The organism is Brevundimonas sp. FG128 (assembly GCF_057809775.1).
In genome coordinates, this window is sequence record NZ_JBMDKP010000002.1 from 492,955 (window position 1) to 509,113 (window position 16,159).

Below are 16,159 nucleotides of genomic sequence, written 5' to 3' on the forward strand. Positions count from 1 at the left end.
TCGCTGCTACCGGTGTCATATGTGTTTTAGGCACAGTTGCTCGCGTGTGGCAACAACGTGACCGGCCCGATCTCAAATTTGTAATCTCCGGATACGGCAAGGATTGAGACGGGCTGAAAGATGATCAGGCGTGTCAGACGCCGGCGAGGGAGAACGAAATGCCGCAGGACAACAACGAGATGGGCGCCACGAAGTTGGGCAGGGAAGATTCGACGCGTCATTCGTTCTGCGGAGCTCCGCGATGATCACGCGACGCGCAGCGCTCGCCGCCGGCATGGCCGCCATCACCCTGCCCGTTTCGGCACGCGCCGATTCGCGGCCCCCTGCAGTCCACACGGCGGCTGGACCTGTCGTCGGGGCTAAACACGATGGAATCAGCGTGTTCAAAGGCCTGCGCTACGGCGCGCCGACCCGCAGGTTCCAGCCGCCCCAAAAGCCAGCCCCGTGGCGAGACCCCGTCCGCGCCGTGGCCTATGGCGCCGCCAGTCCGCAGCGGGGAGATGAGGCGAACCAGAGCGAGGACTGTCTGTTCCTGAACGTCTGGACGCCGGGAGCCGACGCGGGGCGGCGGCCGGTCATGGTCTATATTCACGGGGGCGCCTATTCGAGTGGATCCGGGTCGGATCCGCTGTATGACGGGACGCGGCTGGCGACCCGCGGCGACGTGGTGGTGGTGACGCTGAACCATCGGCTGAACGTCTTCGGCTACGCCTATCTGGCGCGGCTGGCGCCGGGGTTCGAGGATTCGGGCAACGTCGGTCAGCTGGACCTGATCCTGGCCCTGCAGTGGGTGAGGGACAATATCGCGGCCTTCGGCGGTGATCCGGATCGGGTCATGCTGTTCGGCCAGTCGGGCGGGGGCGCCAAGATCGCCACCCTGATGGCGACCCCGGCGGCGCAGGGCCTGTTCCATCGGGCCGCGACCATGAGCGGCCAGCAGGTGACGGCGTCCGGCCCGATCAACGCCACGACACGAGCCTCAGCATGGCTGGCCGCGCTGGGTCTGAAGCCGGATGGAGCGGCCGAGGCGGCGACCCTGCCGGTGGAGCGGCTGCTGGAGGCCCAGAGGACCGAAGATCCGATCCTGGGGTTCGGGGGCCTGTATTTCGGGCCGGTGCTGGATTTCCGCACCCTGCCCCGCCACCCCTTCTATCCTGACGCCGCGCCGCTGGGCCGGTTGATTCCGATGATCATCGGCAACACCCGCGAAGAGACGCTGGGCTTCATGGGCAATGATCCCAAGAATACCGGCCTGACGTGGGACACCCTGCCGGCCCGATTGACGCCCGGCGTCATGCGGATCGACATCACGCCCGAGGCGATCATCGCCGGCTATCGGGCGATGCATCCCGACTGGTCGCCCGACCAGGTGCTGATCGCCGCCACGACGGCGGGACGATCCTGGCGCGGCGCGGTGATCGAGGCGGAGGAACGGGCCAAGGCCGGGGCGCCGGCCTGGGTCTATCAGCTCGACTTCCCCGGCGAGATCGCGTCGGGCCGCAAGGGGGCGTTCCACACCGCCGACATCCCCCTGGTGTTCGACAATGTCGAGGCGGAGGGGTCGAGGACGCGGGGGCCGGGAGCGCAAGAGATGGCGGACCGGATGAGCGACGCCTTCATCGCCCTGGCGCGCGACGGCGACCCGAACCATGCGGGGCTGCCGCGCTGGGATCGCTACGAACTGCCGCGCCGCCAGACCATGCTGATGGACGTGCAGCCGCGCATGGCAGACGATCCACGCGGCGACGAGCGGGCCTTCTTCTCGGCCATCCCCTACATTCAGCCGGGGACATAGGCGGACTTGCACTGCACGTCGAAAAACGAGTCTAACGCGTGCAACTTCCTGATCCCCCGCCTCTGACGACCAAGGATTATAACCCTGCTGGGAGGCGTGTTAGGTCGATTGTCGATCGGGGCCGAAAACGCCTTACCTTTCAAAGGCCGTGGCGGCGGAAATAGGATGGCTGGCGCGAGACGATGCGTTGTGACGTCGCTTGATCGCCGGCTTGCGGCACGGGGTGCGCCGTTGCACTCCGTGCTGCGAAGTTAGACTCGCCGCTACAGGGCGAAGTCCAGACGCGCGGCCCAGGCGCGCACCAGATCCGGCCAGACCTGGGCGGGTCGTCCCTGGATCAGGCGAATGCCGAACCCATGACCACCTTCCTGGAACAGGTGGGCCTCGGTCGGAACGGCGGCGGCCTTCAACGCGCCGAGGAGTTGCAGGCTGTTCTCGACCGGCACGGAGGCATCGTCGATGGCGTGCAGCAGAAAGACAGGCGCGGCGCCGCGCCAATTCATCTGCTCCAGCGAATAGGCCTTGAGGCGTTCCGGCGACGGTGTTTCGCCCAGCAGATAGGTGCGCGATCCGGCGTGGACGTGGGGGTCCGCCATGGTCGCGACGGGATACATCAACACCGTCAGATCCGGGCGAAGGGACGCGGCGTCGGCGGCGTCGACGGCAGGGTAGGTCGCATCCGTGCGCGCGCTGGCCAGGCCCGCCAGATGTCCGCCGGCCGAGGCGCCCAGGACCGCGATCCTTTGCGGGTTCACGCCATAGTCGGCGGCGCGGCTGCGGATCAGGCGGATGGCGCGCTGGGCGTCCTGCAACGGGGCGTCGGCCCCTGCGGCCCAGCCGTCGGCCGGCAGGCGATAGCGCAGGACGAAACAGGTCGTGCCGCTGGCGGCGAAGACGCGGGCGACGTCATAGCCTTCCTTGTCCAGCACCGCCCAGCGATAGCCGCCGCCGGGGATCAGCAGCATGGCCGAACCGTTCGGACGCGCGGGCCGGAAGACGGTCAGGATGGGATCGGTCGTATATTGGGCGTAGCGGTCGTGGAAGGCGGGATCGGTCGAGCGTTCGGGCACGATCGGAGTCACCGTCACCCCCTCCCCGCCCGGCGCGCCGTCAGGCCACAGATGGATGATCTCGGTCGGGTCGGACGGCCCCGCGCGGCCCGCGTCCGCCAGCGTCTGCGCACGCGCACCGTGAGCGCCCATCGCCATGCCGGCCCCCGCCGCCAAGCCCAGAAGCGTCCTGCGTTCCATATCCATCGTCAGATCTCGCATGGTGAAAAAGACAACGGCCGGGCGATCGCTCGCCCGGCCGCAATCCTGGAGGACGTCAGGGGTGCAGCCCCCGCGTCGTCAGACCTTGGCCTGGGCGTATCTCGGCGACAGCAGGTGGATGACCAGCAGCGCGATCAGATAGGCGGAGGCGGCGACGACGAAGATGGGCGTATAGGTGCCGATCTGGTCCAGGACGTAGCCGGCGTATTTGGCCATGGCCATGCCGCCGATGGCGCCCAGCATGCCGCCGATGCCGACGACCGAACCCACGGCCGAGCGCGGGAAGACGTCGCCCGGCAGAGCATACAGATTGGCCGAGAAGCCCTGGTGAGCCGCCGTCGCCAGACCGATGATGCCCACCGCCACCCAAAGGTTTGAGGCCATGGCGGCGAAGGCCACGGGCACGGCGCACAGGGCGCAGATCAGCATGGTGATCTTGCGCGCCTTGTTGACGCTCATGCCCCGGTGCATCAGGCGCGACGACATCCAGCCGCCGCCGACCGAACCCACGTCGCTCAGCAGATAGATGGCCACCAGCGGCGGGCCGAAGGTCTTGAGGTCCAGGCCATAGGTCTTGCCCAGGAAATCGGGCAGCCAGAACAGGAACATCCACCAGATCGGGTCGATCAGGAACTTGCCCAGAGCGTAGGCCCAGGTTTCCTTGACCGTCAGCAGCTTGGTCCACTTGACCTTCTCGACCACGTCGGCCGGGTCCTGTTCGATATAGGCCAGTTCGGTCGCGGACAGGTTCTTCTGCTCGCGCGGACGGCGATAGACCAACAGCCAGATCGGCAGCCAGATCAGGCCCAGGGCGCCGGTGATGACGAAGGCCATCTGCCAGCCGAAGGCCAGGACCAGGCCCGGCACGATCAGGGGCGTGACGATGGCGCCGATGTTGGTGCCGGCGTTGAACAAGCCGGTGGCCAGGGCGCGTTCCTTCTTGGGGAACCACTCGGCGACCGCCTTGATGCCGCCGGGGAAGCCGCCGGCCTCGCCGACGCCCAGCACCATCCGCGCCATCATGAAGTGCGACAGATCACGCGCCGCGCCGTGCAGGATATGGCCGATCTGCCAGATGCCGAAGGCGACGCCCAGGCCCCAGCGGGCGCCGACCTTGTCCATGATCCGGCCCCACAACAGGTAGGCCACGGCGTAGGACGCCTGGAACCAGAAGACGATGTCGGCATAGTCGGTCTCGGACCAGCCGAACTCGGCCGACAGCGTCGGCTTGAGGAAGCCGATCATCTGACGATCGACGTAGTTGATGACCATGGCTGCGAACAGCAACCACATGATGACCCAGCGGTATTTGCCGGGGGACGGCGCCTTGATCTCGATCGGCGGCGCGACGGAAGCGTCTGACATGGTCGTAAAGCCCGTTCCTGTATTTTCCTGGCCGCGTCCCGTCTCTGACCGCCCTGACGGCGGACGGGTTGGCGTCCGGTTTGCGTTTTACTTGGGCTCGGCCCTCACGACCGAGCAATGAAGTTCTGCGATACCCTTGAAGATGCACACGGCCTCGTCGCCGGCGTGGACGCGATGAACGCCGGTGACGGCGCCGGTCGAGACCAGCGTGCCCGCCTTCAGCGGACGGCCCCAGCGCGCGCAATGCTCCAGCAGGAAGCGCACCGATTCCATCGCGCCGCCGGCCAGCGACAGCGAACCGCCCGTGCCGACGCTGGCGCCGTTGATCACGGTCTCGACCTCGATGCCGTCCAGACGCTCGCGCCAGTTCTCGACCTCGGGACCGATCATCAGGCCGCCGTTGTTGCCGAAGTCAGAGGCGACGACGGCGGAGCCGAGGTCGTTGATCGCGGACAGAGGGCTGCCGGCCAGTTCCACGCCGATGAAGACCTTGTCGACGGCGGCCGCGGCCTCTTCGACGGTCCAATCGGTCTTGGCGGGATCGGCGTCGGCGCCGATGCGGGCGATGAACTCCGATTCGACGGCGGCGAACCCGCCCTCGATCTCGGGCAGAGGCACGACGGTGTCGCCGGGCGCCGGCCAGACGTTGCCCGCGAAGATGGCGCCGGCCAGGCGGTGGACGCCCAGTTTCGGCTGCTGCTCTGGCGGCACGCCGCCCACCTTCCAGCCCACGACCTGATCGGGGAACAGGCCGATGGCGATGTCCTGGATGGCGTAGGATTCGGCCATCGTCTCGGGAATCGCACCGGGATAGTCGGGCGTGCAGCGCGCAGCCAGACGCGCCTGGACAAACTGCTCGGCGATCGCCGCAGCCGCCGTCCCGGGCGTGGAATCGTTAAGGGGCGTCGCGCTCATCGGGCGCCGCTCGCGGGGGGAAGGATCGAAATCAACAGGATCGCCTCGTGAATAAGCTTCGATAAGAGCGACGATGGAAACCGGTGTCAATGCGCTTTGCGACGCCCCATGGCGTCGGAGGCGACTCGCGGCTATGGCTTAGGTCAAGACACAGGGAAGGAGCCGGCCTTGGCTCAGGACGATCCGCGCTCCGGCAAACCGGGCAAGCGGGCCACGATCAACGATGTCGCACGCGAAGCCCAGGTCTCGAAGAAGACCGTCTCGCGGGTCATCAACCAGTCGCCGTTCGTGAAGGAAGACACGCGCGAGCGGGTCAACGCTGTCATCAAGGCGCTGGGCTTCACCCCCGACCCCCAGGCGCGGGGGCTGGCGTTCCGACGCTCGTTCCTAGTCGGCCTGATCTACGACAACCCCAGTCCGACCTATGTCGTGAACATGCAGCAGGGCGTTCTGGACGCGCTGAAGGGGTCCGGGCTGGAGTTGGTCGTCCACCCGTGCAACCGCAACTCCCCCACCCTGCTGGAAGATATTCGAGGCTTCGTCGAGCGCCAGCGTCTGTACGGCGTCATCATGCCGCCGTCGGTGTCGGAGGACGAACAGGTCATCGACCTGCTGCGTGAACTGGACTGCCCCTATGTCCGCATCGCCTCGGTGGCGCTGGACGAGCCGCAGGCCATGGTGGTCACCAACGACTGGATCGGCGCGGCCGAGGCGGCGGCGCATCTGGCCGACCTGGGGCACCGGCGAATCGGGATGGTGCGCGGCCCGGACTCGTTCAGGTCATCGGCGGTGCGGGGCAAGGGCTTCCTGGACGCCCTGGCCGAGCGTGGGATTCCGCTGGACCCTGTTTATGATTTCACGGGCGCCTATACGTTCGAATCGGGCGTCGAGGCCGGGCACGCCCTCTTGGCGCTGGATACACCGCCAACCGCCATCTTCACCCTGAACGACGACATGGCCATCGGCGTGATGCAGGCGGCGCGTGATCGCGGGCTGGAACTGCCGCGCGACCTGTCGGTCGTGGGCTTCGACGACCTGCCCATGGCGGCGCGGGTCTGGCCCAATCTGACGTCGGTGCGCCTGCCGATCCGCGACATGGGGCGGATGGCGGCCGAGAAGCTGCTGGCGCCGATGCGCGGCGTCGATCCAGCCAAGATGCAGCAGCCGGAAGTCCGCCCGGCCCTGGTGGTGCGCAAGTCCGCGATTCCTGCGGCTTGAAAAAGGTCGGTCGGCGCGCGGGATCGCGCGCCGACCTCTATGCCTTAAGCCGTTTCGAGAACGGGCTTGGCGGCGAGAACACCCTTCAGATAGTCGCGGATGCCTTCGTCGGTGGCGTTGGCGAAGAAGTAGTCCTGGAACCGCTCACCGGCGATGGCGGCCTTCAGCAGGTCTTGGTCCATCGTCTTCAGCACCGTCAGCATGTCGTGGCAGGTCACGGCCTTCAGATCGCTGAGCACGCCGCGGTTCTTGCGCATGATCTCGGCCCGCTCCTTGGGATAGCCCAGGCCACGCTCACCTTCGAACAGCTTGCGATAGACGTCCTGCAGGTTCAGTTCCGCCGCCCAGCCGAAGCCCTTGGCGTAGGGCATGGCGATGGCGTTGCCGTCATTGATCTGGCCGAACAGGAAGGCGTCGGTGGGGTCGATGATCAGACCGCAGAAGACGCCCGGCATGGCGTTGGCGGCCAGCATCGAGCCCGTGCCCGTGCCGCAGCCGGTGACGACGAAATCGGCTGCGCCCGAGTTCAGCAGGATGCCGGTCAGGACGCCGTTCATCACATAGGTCAGCGACGCCTTGTCCTCGGCCGCATACATTCCATAGTGGAAGACTTCGTGGCCCAAGGGCTCGGCGACGGCCGTCAGCGCGGCATGCACCGTCTCGCTTTTGGCGGCCTGGCTGTTTTCGATGATGAGAGCGATCTTCATGGGGGAATCCTCAAGACGGTGGCGAAGCGATGCCGAACGGATGTCGGCGATTATGGTCTAATCCATTGCATCATAATATGACACCGGTTACCTAGTCCACAGAAGGACGGACGCAAGATCCGTCACCGTGGCTCGCGCTGCGAGCTCCTAGGGAGACCCGCATGTACGACCCCATGTATGACAAAGTCTATCAGGCCACCCATCCCGACATGATGGACGGCGCCTCGAATCAGCAGCTGCGGGATCGCTACCTGATCGAGAACCTGTTCGTTCCGGGCAAGATCAGCCTGAACTATTCCCACCACGAGCGCATGATCATCGGCGGCGCGACCCCGGCCGGGACCGCCCTGAGCCTGCCCACCCATTCGGAGCCGCCGTCCCTGGCCGGCGCGCCGTTCCTTCAGGCCCGTGAACTGGGCGTGGTCAACATCGGCGGCGCCGGTTCGATCACTGTCGATGGCGAGACCATCGAACTGCGCTTCCGTGACGGCCTGTATGTACCGATGGGGTCGAGCGACGTCAGCTTCACCTCGAACAACCCCGCCGAGCCCGCAAAATTCTATCTGGTCGCCACCCCGGCCCACGCCCGCTACGACCTGACCAAGATCTCGATCGACGAGGCCGTGCCGCTGGAAATGGGCGCGCTGGAGACGTCGAACGAACGGACCATCTACCAGTATGTCGTGCCGGCGAAGGTGAAGTCCTGCCAGCTGCTGCTGGGCGTGACCGTGCTCAAGCCCGGCTCGGTGTGGAACACCATGCCGCCGCATATTCACGACCGCCGCTCGGAAGCCTACCTCTATTTCGGCCTCGGCGAGGACGACCGCGTCTTCCACTTCATGGGCGAACCGGACAAGTCGCGTCACATCGTCATCGCCGACGGCGAGGCCGTGATCTGCCCGCCGTGGTCGATCCATACGGGCGCAGGCACGTCGAACTACACCTTCATCTGGGGCATGGGCGGCGAGAATCTCGACTACACCGACATGTACAAACTCGACATCTGCCAGTTGAAGTAATCAGGACAAGAGGAAGAAAAGCATGAGCAATCCGTTCGACCTGACCGGCAAGGTCGCCCTGGTCACCGGCGGCAACGTGGGTCTGGGCCAAGGCATCGCCCTAGCCCTGGCCGAAGCCGGCGCCGACATCGTCTCGGTCGCCCTGTCGGATTCCGACGACACGGTCGCCAAGGTGCAGGCCCTGGGCCGTCGCGCCCACGCCATCAGCGCCGACCTGACCTCGATCGAGCCGGTCGAGCGCGTGGTGCAGGAAGCGCTCGCCGCCATGGGCCGCATCGACATCCTGGTGAACAACGCCGGCCTGATCCGTCGCGCCGACGCGGTCGATTTCACCGAGGCCGACTGGGACCTGGTGATGAACATCAATCTTAAGACGGTCTTCTTCATGAGCCAGGCGGTCGCCCGTCTGTTCATCAAGCAAGGCGACGGCGGCAAGATCATCAACATCGCCTCCATGCTGTCCTTCCAGGGCGGCATCCGCGTGCCCTCCTACACGGCCTCCAAGTCGGGCGTCGCCGGCCTGACCAAGCTGATGGCCAACGAATGGGCGCCGCACCGCATCACCGCCAACGCCATCGCCCCCGGCTATTTCGCCACGGCAAACACCCAGGCCCTGCGCGAGGATCCGGTGCGTTCGGCCGAGATCCTGGGGCGTATCCCCGCCGGTCGCTGGGGCGAGCCGTCTGATCTGGGCGGCGCAGCCGTCTTCCTGGCCAGCAAAGCCTCGGACTATGTCCAGGGGGCCATCCTGCCCGTCGATGGCGGCTGGCAGGCGCGCTAACGCCCATACCCTCCGTGATCCTCGGGCCTGTCCCGAGGATCCAGACTCCCGGTCTCAAGGCCGGCACACTCTGCGGACGCACCGGGAGTCTTGATCCTCGCCACAAGGGCGAGGATGACGGCGAAATATTGAAGGCGTTCGCCATCGCATCGCTTTCAGGCACAGTGCCGATCCGATTCCGCTGCGGTTAGTCTCATGTCCCAGAACGCCTCATCCAGACGCATCCTCTGCTTCGGCGAGATGCTGCTGCGGTTCTCGCCCAATCAGAACGAACTGCTGATGCAGTCCCCCGCCCTGACGATCCGTCCGGCGGGGGCCGAGGCGAACGTCGCCGTGTCCCTGGCCCGCTTCGGCGCGCCGACCGGCATGGCGACAGTCCTGGCCGACAATGCGCTTGGCCGGGGCGTTCGCGATGAGGTGCGCAAGCACGGCGTCGACACCTCACAGGTCGTGTTCAAGCCGGGCCGGATGGGCCTGTACTTTCTGACGCCCGGCGCCGTGCGTCGTCCATCGGAAGTTCTGTACGACCGCGCCGGTTCGGCCTTCGTAAAACATGTCGATACCGCCTTCGACTGGGATCAGCTGCTGGACGGGGTCGAATGGCTGCACGCTTCGGGCGTGACGCCGGCGACAGGGCCAAAGGGCTCGGCGGCCGCCGTGGCCATCATCGAGGCCGCCGTCCGCAAGGGCGTTAAGGTCAGCTACGACGGCAATTTCCGCGGCAAGCTGTGGGATCAGTGGGACGGCGATCCGCCCACCACCTTGGGCAAGATGCTGGCCGGGGCCACGGTCGCCTTCGCCGACGACCGCGACTTCGCCCTGGTGCTGAAGACCAAGTTTGATAACGCCGATCCGGCCGTTCGCCGCCGCGACGCCGCCAAGGCCGCCTTCGCCGCCTTCCCCCGCCTGCAACGCATCGCCTGCACCTTGCGCGTCCAGGAAAGCGTCGCCGACCAGGCCCTGTCCGCCGTCATGCTGACCCGTGACGGCGACGGCGTGATCGAAACAAACGCCGAGGCCATTCACATGACCGGCGTCGTGGACCGCGTCGGCGGCGGCGACGCCTTCGCTTCCGGCGTGCTGTTCGGTCTGTGGAGCGGGTGGTCGGACCAGGAGGCGCTGGACTTCGGCCTGGCCGCCGCCGGCCTGAAACATTCCGTGCCGGGCGACTTCAACCTGTTCACGGCCGACGAGGTTCGCGCGGCCATGGGCGACGGCGGGTTCGACATTCGGCGCTAACAAGGGCAGCCGTCGATCCCTGTCAAAACGGCCCGACTCCCCTAGGAAACCGGTGTCATCCATGCTTCAATACTGCGTCAAGCGGTCGCAGAACCGCATGTTCGAGGCACACCCCAGGAGTTTTCATGCCCATCTCGTCGATGAATCGCCGCGCCCTGCTGGCCGCCGGCGCCGCCGCTACGTTCGTTGCGGCCTCCGCCCCTGCCCTGGCTCAGTCGTCTACGGCCCGCGCTCCTGACGCCAACGCCGTAAAGGCCGCCATGAAGAAGGCCAGCCGGTTCATGGTCGACGACGTCGCAGTCGGCGGCGGCTATGTCTGGAACGTCCTTCCGGATCGGTCGCGGCGTTGGGGCGAACTGGAGGCCAATCCCACGATGATCTGGGTCCAGCCGCCCGGAACGGCGACGATGGGCCACCTTTTCCTGGACGCCTATGAGGCGACGGGCGACGAGTTCTACTACGACGCGGCAGCGGCTGCCGCGCAGGCCCTGGCGCGGGGTCAGCATTCGACCGGCGGCTGGAACTATGTGATCGACACGGCCGGCGAGGAGTCGCTGAAGCGCTGGTACGAGACGGTTGGAAAGAACGCCTGGCGGCTGGAGGAATTCCAGCACTACTACGGCAATGCGACCTTCGACGACGCGGGAACAGCCGAAGCCAGCCAGTTGATGCTGCGCATCTTCATGAAGAAGCGCGACGCGCGCTTCCGGGCCCCGCTGGACAAGGCGATCGCCTTCGTCCTGGACAGCCAATACGCGAACGGCGGCTGGCCCCAGCGGTATCCGCACATCCCGAACGGCGGACTGCACGGACACCAGGATTATACGCCCTACATCACCTTCAACGACGACGTGGCGGGCGAGAACCTGGAGTTCCTGATCTACAGCTATCAGGCGCTGGGCGAAGAGCGGCTGCTGGATCCGATTCGTCGCGGCATGGACATCTTCGTGGCCACGCAACAGCCGGCGCCGCAGGCGGGATGGGGCCTGCAGCACTTCCCCGACACGCTGAAACCGGCCGGAGCGCGCACGTATGAGCCCGAGGCCTTCGCCACCCACACCACCGGCGGGAACGTTCGCGCGCTGATGAACTTCTATCGCCTGACCGGCGACCGGAAATATCTGGCCCGCATTCCCGAAGCGCTGGACTGGCTCGACTCGGTCGCCTCGCCCCCCGCTCTGCGCAGCGCCGGTCGAACCCATCCGACCTTCGTGCTGGTCGGCGCCAATACGCCGATCTACATCCATCGCCGGGGATCGAACATCGTCAACGGCGAATACTACGCCAACGACAATCCCGACCGGGTGATCGGCCACTATGGGTCGTTCCGCAACGTCGACACCGCCGCGCTGCGGGCCGAATATCAGGAACTGGCGGCCATGACGCCGGAACAGGCCAGCGCCGGGTCGCCGCTGAAGGCCAAGCCGGGAGCCCTGTCGTTGCCCCGCTTCTATACGCTGAAGGACGTCAACGCTTGGGACCTGGGCAAGGATGGGCGGAAGGAGACGCCGACGGCGCCCGGCGGCGCGGCGCAGATCGTCGCCACGCTGAACGCCGAGGGCTATTGGCCCACGCCGCTGACCACGACCAGCAACCCCTTCATCGGCGACGGCCCCGCGACGCCTACGCCGGGCGAGTATCAGAGCACCAATGTCGGGGACATCTACGACACCTCGCCGTGGCACACCGACTATCCGGTCGAGGGCATATCGACGGCCGCCTTCATCCGGAACATGGGCGTGCTGATCGAAACCCTGGCCGGTTGAACCAACGGGATCAGCCCGCGATCATCGCGCGGCTGATCCCCGCCACCGACCTGGCCCCCGTCAGGGTCATGGCAACGCGCATCTCCTTCTCGAACAGGTCGATCAGGTTGGCGACACCGGCCTGCCTCCCTGCCGCCAGGGCATAGACGAAGGCGCGGCCCAGCATCACCGCATCGGCGCCCAGGGCGATGGCGCGGACCACGTCCAGACCGTTGCGAATGCCGGAATCGACCAGAATCTTCAGATCGCCCTTCACCGCCTCGGCGATGGCAGGCAGGGCGCGCGCCGACGACAGCACGCCGTCCAGCTGACGCCCGCCGTGGTTCGACACCACGATGCCGTCGGCGCCGAAGCTGACGGCGTCACGAGCGTCCTGAGCGTCCAGAATGCCCTTGATGATCATCGGCCCGTCCCAGAAGTCGCGGATCCATTGCAGATCCTTCCACGAGATCGACGGATCAAAATTGTTTGCCAGCCAGCCGATATAGTCGGCCAGGCCCGTCGGCTTGCCCAGATAGGCCGACACATTGCCCAGGTCGTGGGGCCGGCCGTTCAGCCCCACGTCCCAAGCCCAGGCCGGATGGGTAATGGCCTGGACCATGCGTCGGATTTCGGCATTGGGGCCGCTCATGCCCGAATGGGCGTCGCGGTAACGGGCGCCGGGGGTCGGCATGTCGACGGTGAAGACCAGGGTCTTTACGCCCGCCGCCTTGGCCCGCTCCAGCGCATTTCTCATGAAGCCCCGGTCACGCAGCACATAGAGCTGGAACCACATGGGCCGGTCGATGGCCGGCGCCACCTCCTCGATCGGACAGACAGAGACGGTGGACAGGGTGAAGGGCACGCCGCGCGACGCCGCCGCCTTGGCCGCCTGGACCTCGCCGCGCCGGGCATACATGCCGGTCAGACCGACGGGCGCCAGGATGATCGGCAGGCTCAGGGTCTCGTCGAACAGTCGGGTTTCCAGGCTGAGGCTGGTCATGTCCTGCAGCACGCGCTGGCGCAGGGCGATGGCCTGCCAGTCCTCGACGTTGCGGCGCAGGGTCTGTTCGGCGTAGGCGCCGCCGTCGATATAGTGGAACAGGAAGGGCGGCAGCTTGCGCCGCGCCGCCTCTCGGTAATCGCCCGGCGACGAGATGATCACGGCCCCGTCCTACTGGAAGTTGGCGAAGGCGCCGCCGTCGACCAGCAGGGCCGCGCCGGACATGTAGCCGGCCATGTCCGAGGCCAGGAAGGCGACGACCGAGGCGATGTCCTCGGGCTTGCCCAGGCGGCCCAGCGGGATGCGGCCTTCCATATATTCGCGCTTGGCCGGGTCCGCGAGATCGTCCTTGTTGATGTCGGTGGCGATGGTGCCCGGCAGGACGGAGTTGCAGCGGATGCCGTGACGCCCAAGGGCAACGGCGCAGGACTGCATCAGGCTGTGCACCCCCGCCTTGGTCGGGGTGTAGTGGGTCTGCATCCCGCCGCCGACCAGGGCCGAGATCGAGCTGATGGCGACAATGGAACCACCCTGCCCTTGCTTGACCATCTGGTTCGCTGCGGCCTGGGTCATGAAATAGGCCCCGTGGAGATTGACCTCCATCGTGCGGCGCAAGGTCTCGACCGGCATGTCGAGGAAGGCGTGGAAGGGGCAGATGCCGGCGTTGGAGACGAAGACGTCCACGCGCCCGAACGCCTCGACCGCTGCATTCACGAAGGTCGTCGCGCTGTCCGGCAGGGCCACATCGGCGTCGACGACTATGGCCTTGCGACCCAGAGCCTCGATCTCGGCGACGACCTCGGCGGCGACGGCCTCGTCCTTGTAGGTGTTGATGGCGACATTGGCGCCCTGGCGTGCGGCTTCTATCGCCGTCGCCCGTCCGATACCCCGCGATGCGCCCGTGATCAGGACGACCTTGTTCTCAAGCAGCATGCGGGCTCCGGCGTTTCACTGTGTTCAGGGTTTCGGCAGCCAACCGAGGTCGGCGCTGATGGCGTTGGCGGCGTCGGTGACGGTCTTGGTCAGTTCCGTCATCCGGGCGTCGGACATGTATTGGGCGGCGGAGGAGACGCTGAGCGCGGCGACGATATGGCCGTCCACCGAACGGATTGGCGCGGCGACGCAGCGAATCTGGTCCTCGTTCTCTTCCAGATCGAAGGCGTAGCCCTTCTGGGCATAGCCGTGCATCCGCTCCAACCAGACGGCGCGGGCCGACGAATCATAAGGCGCACCCTCCGGCGCATAGAAGTCGATCCAGTCCGGCTCGGACTTGTCGAGAATCAGGGCCTTGCCCAGGCCGGTCGAAGCGATGGGATGCCGTTCGCCCAGGCGCGAGCCGATGTTGATGCGGCGGCGACCGGCGACCTTGTCGAGATAGAGGGCGTGGCGGCCGTCGAGGACACCCAGGTGAACCGTATCATCGGTCTGGGCCGACAGTTGCTCCAGCCAGGGCCGGGCGACGCGCGGCAGATGCATCTGCTGGCTGGCGGCATGGCCCAGCTCCAGCAGTTTCGGGCCGAGAGAATAGCCCTCGCGCGGGCGGAACGACAGCAGGCGACGATCAACCAGAGCCGAGGCCAGGCGGTGGGTCGTGCTGCGGGTCAGGTCCAGCTTCTCTGACAACTCGGCCAGAGGCAGAGAGCCGTCCATCAGGGCGTCGATCACGTCCAGGCCGCGCAGCAGGGTCTGACTGCCGGACGCCTTGGCGCCGACCTCTTCTTCCCCATCGACCTGTGCGGTCTTGATTGACGCCACTCGTCCCATTTCGTAATCCTCATTCTCAGAATGTAGCAAAACGCGCAAGCCGCTCCACTCACGGGTGGCGACTTTGACGCGGCGCACGGAGGAATGCCAGTGAAATCCCGTATGATGGGAGCAAATCACCAAATACTGGTGATCGCTTGATGAGCCGCCTGCCGAAGATCAAACATGTCCGCGCCTTCGTCGTGAAGAACGACGGAACAGGTGGCGGCGCCGACTATCACGACCAGGGCGAAGGTCACTGGATCGACGACCATATCGCCACGCCGATGGCCAAATATCCCGAGTATCGCCAGAGCCGCCGCAGCTTCGGCATCAATGTGCTGGGCACCCTGGTGGTCGAGATCGAAGCCGAGAACGGCGTGGTCGGGTTCGCGGTAACGACCGGCGGCGAACCCGCCGCCTATATCGTCGAGAAACACCTGGCCCGCTTCCTGGAGGGGCGCGATCCGTCCGAGGTCGAGAAGATCTGGGACCAGATGTATTTCTCGACCCAGTATTATGGCCGCAAGGGCCTGGTGGTGAACGCCATCTCCGGCGTCGATCTGGCCCTGTGGGATCTGCTGGGTCGTCTGCGCCAGGAGCCGGTCTTCGCCATGCTGGGCGGCCCTGTCCGCGACGAGCTTACCTTCTACGCCACCGGCGCGCGTCCCGATAAGGCGAAGGAGCTAGGCTTCATCGGCGGCAAGATGCCCCTGCACCACGGCCCCGCAGAGGGCGAGGAGGGTCTGCACAAGAACCTCGCCGAGCTCGAAGCCATGCGGAACGCCTGTGGCGACGACTTCTGGCTGATGTTCGACTGCTGGATGGCGCTGGATCTCAACTACGCCACCCGTCTGGCGCATGAGGCGCACAAGCTGGGCCTGAAGTGGATCGAGGAGGCCCTCAGCCCCGACGACTACTGGGGCTATCAGGCGCTAAAGAAGGCCGCGCCCAAGGGGATGCTGGTCACCACCGGCGAGCATGAGGCCACCCGCTGGGGCTTCCGCATGCTGCTGGAAATGGAGTGCTGCGACATCATCCAGCCGGACGTGGGCTGGTGCGGCGGCGTGACCGAGCTGATCAAGATTTCCGCGATGGCCGACGCCAAGGGCGTGCTGATGATCCCGCACGGATCGTCAGTTTATTCCTACCACTTCGTCGTGACCCGCCATAACAGCCCGTTCGCGGAGTTCCTGATGATGGCCCCCGGCGCCGACGAGGTCGTGCCCATGTTCCATCCGCAACTGATCGGCGAGCCGGTTCCGGTGAACGGCAAACTGAAGGTGCCAGACACTCCCGGCTTCGGCGTCGAGTTGAACCGCGACATCGCCCTGCACCGCCCCTACGCGCGCTAAGAC

14 protein-coding genes are annotated in these 16,159 nt (G+C 66.2%); 7 read left to right on the plus strand and 7 right to left on the minus strand.

Annotated elements, in window-relative coordinates; genetic code table 11:
• The first annotated feature begins 241 nt into the window (after nucleotides 1–241).
• Nucleotides 242–1,795: a carboxylesterase/lipase family protein gene (locus ACODSC_RS06855; protein ID WP_488813027.1), complete on the plus strand. Its 1,554-nt coding sequence runs from the start codon at nucleotides 242–244 to the stop codon at nucleotides 1,793–1,795.
• 263 nt (nucleotides 1,796–2,058) lie between these two features.
• Here the strand turns inward: ACODSC_RS06855 and ACODSC_RS06860 are convergent, their stop codons facing one another.
• The 3 genes from ACODSC_RS06860 to ACODSC_RS06870 form a co-directional block, all read right to left on the minus strand.
• Entirely contained in the window at nucleotides 2,059–3,051 is a 993-nt protein-coding gene (locus ACODSC_RS06860; protein ID WP_488813029.1) for an alpha/beta hydrolase, read from the minus strand.
• A gap of 93 nt (nucleotides 3,052–3,144) precedes the next feature.
• Entirely contained in the window at nucleotides 3,145–4,431 is a 1,287-nt protein-coding gene (locus ACODSC_RS06865) for an MFS transporter (protein ID WP_488813031.1), read from the minus strand.
• An 87-nt stretch (nucleotides 4,432–4,518) separates the two neighbouring features.
• Nucleotides 4,519–5,346 (minus strand): 2-keto-4-pentenoate hydratase, encoded by an 828-nt coding sequence (locus ACODSC_RS06870; protein ID WP_488813033.1) that lies wholly within the window; start codon nucleotides 5,344–5,346, stop codon nucleotides 4,519–4,521.
• Between the two features lie 168 nt (nucleotides 5,347–5,514).
• On the opposite strand from ACODSC_RS06870, the gene ACODSC_RS06875 reads away from it, so the two are divergent.
• Nucleotides 5,515–6,564, plus strand: a complete 1,050-nt coding sequence (locus tag ACODSC_RS06875; protein ID WP_488813035.1) for a LacI family DNA-binding transcriptional regulator — start codon at nucleotides 5,515–5,517, stop codon at nucleotides 6,562–6,564.
• Nucleotides 6,565–6,608: 44 nt separating this feature from the next.
• On the opposite strand, the gene ACODSC_RS06880 is transcribed toward ACODSC_RS06875, so the two are convergent.
• Nucleotides 6,609–7,271 (minus strand): RpiB/LacA/LacB family sugar-phosphate isomerase, encoded by a 663-nt coding sequence (locus tag ACODSC_RS06880; protein ID WP_135195709.1) that lies wholly within the window; start codon nucleotides 7,269–7,271, stop codon nucleotides 6,609–6,611.
• Between the two features lie 173 nt (nucleotides 7,272–7,444).
• On the opposite strand from ACODSC_RS06880, the gene kduI reads away from it, so the two are divergent.
• The 4 genes from kduI to ACODSC_RS06900 all read left to right on the plus strand — a co-directional run bounded on the left by kduI (nucleotide 7,445) and on the right by ACODSC_RS06900 (nucleotide 12,076).
• Nucleotides 7,445–8,290 (plus strand): 5-dehydro-4-deoxy-D-glucuronate isomerase, encoded by an 846-nt coding sequence (kduI, locus tag ACODSC_RS06885; protein ID WP_488813457.1) that lies wholly within the window; start codon nucleotides 7,445–7,447, stop codon nucleotides 8,288–8,290.
• Nucleotides 8,291–8,312: 22 nt separating this feature from the next.
• Complete coding sequence (kduD, locus tag ACODSC_RS06890) at nucleotides 8,313–9,071, plus strand: 2-dehydro-3-deoxy-D-gluconate 5-dehydrogenase KduD (RefSeq protein ID WP_488813037.1); 759 nt, start codon at nucleotides 8,313–8,315, stop codon at nucleotides 9,069–9,071.
• A gap of 195 nt (nucleotides 9,072–9,266) precedes the next feature.
• On the plus strand, nucleotides 9,267–10,310 hold the full coding sequence (locus ACODSC_RS06895) for a PfkB family carbohydrate kinase (RefSeq protein ID WP_488813039.1): 1,044 nt from the start codon (nucleotides 9,267–9,269) through the stop codon (nucleotides 10,308–10,310).
• A 125-nt stretch (nucleotides 10,311–10,435) separates the two neighbouring features.
• Nucleotides 10,436–12,076 carry a pectate lyase gene (locus tag ACODSC_RS06900; RefSeq protein ID WP_488813041.1) on the plus strand — a complete coding sequence of 547 codons (1,641 nt, stop codon included), beginning with the start codon at nucleotides 10,436–10,438 and terminating at the stop codon, nucleotides 12,074–12,076.
• 10 nt (nucleotides 12,077–12,086) lie between these two features.
• Here ACODSC_RS06900 and lldD read toward each other — a convergent pair whose 3' ends face one another.
• The 3 genes from lldD to ACODSC_RS06915 are packed head-to-tail and all read right to left on the minus strand — an operon-like array spanning nucleotide 12,087 to nucleotide 14,813.
• Nucleotides 12,087–13,220 (minus strand): FMN-dependent L-lactate dehydrogenase LldD, encoded by a 1,134-nt coding sequence (gene lldD / locus ACODSC_RS06905; RefSeq protein ID WP_488813043.1) that lies wholly within the window; start codon nucleotides 13,218–13,220, stop codon nucleotides 12,087–12,089.
• Nucleotides 13,221–13,229: 9 nt separating this feature from the next.
• Nucleotides 13,230–13,991, minus strand: coding sequence for an L-rhamnose 1-dehydrogenase Lra1 (gene lra1, locus ACODSC_RS06910; RefSeq protein WP_488813045.1), 762 nt, complete (start codon nucleotides 13,989–13,991; stop codon nucleotides 13,230–13,232).
• Nucleotides 13,992–14,015: 24 nt separating this feature from the next.
• Nucleotides 14,016–14,813: an IclR family transcriptional regulator gene (locus ACODSC_RS06915; protein WP_488813047.1), complete on the minus strand. Its 798-nt coding sequence runs from the start codon at nucleotides 14,811–14,813 to the stop codon at nucleotides 14,016–14,018.
• A 149-nt stretch (nucleotides 14,814–14,962) separates the two neighbouring features.
• On the opposite strand from ACODSC_RS06915, the gene rhmD reads away from it, so the two are divergent.
• A complete protein-coding gene (gene rhmD / locus ACODSC_RS06920; RefSeq protein ID WP_488813049.1) occupies nucleotides 14,963–16,156 on the plus strand; it encodes an L-rhamnonate dehydratase in 1,194 nt (397 codons plus the stop codon).
• Nucleotides 16,157–16,159 lie beyond the last annotated feature (3 nt).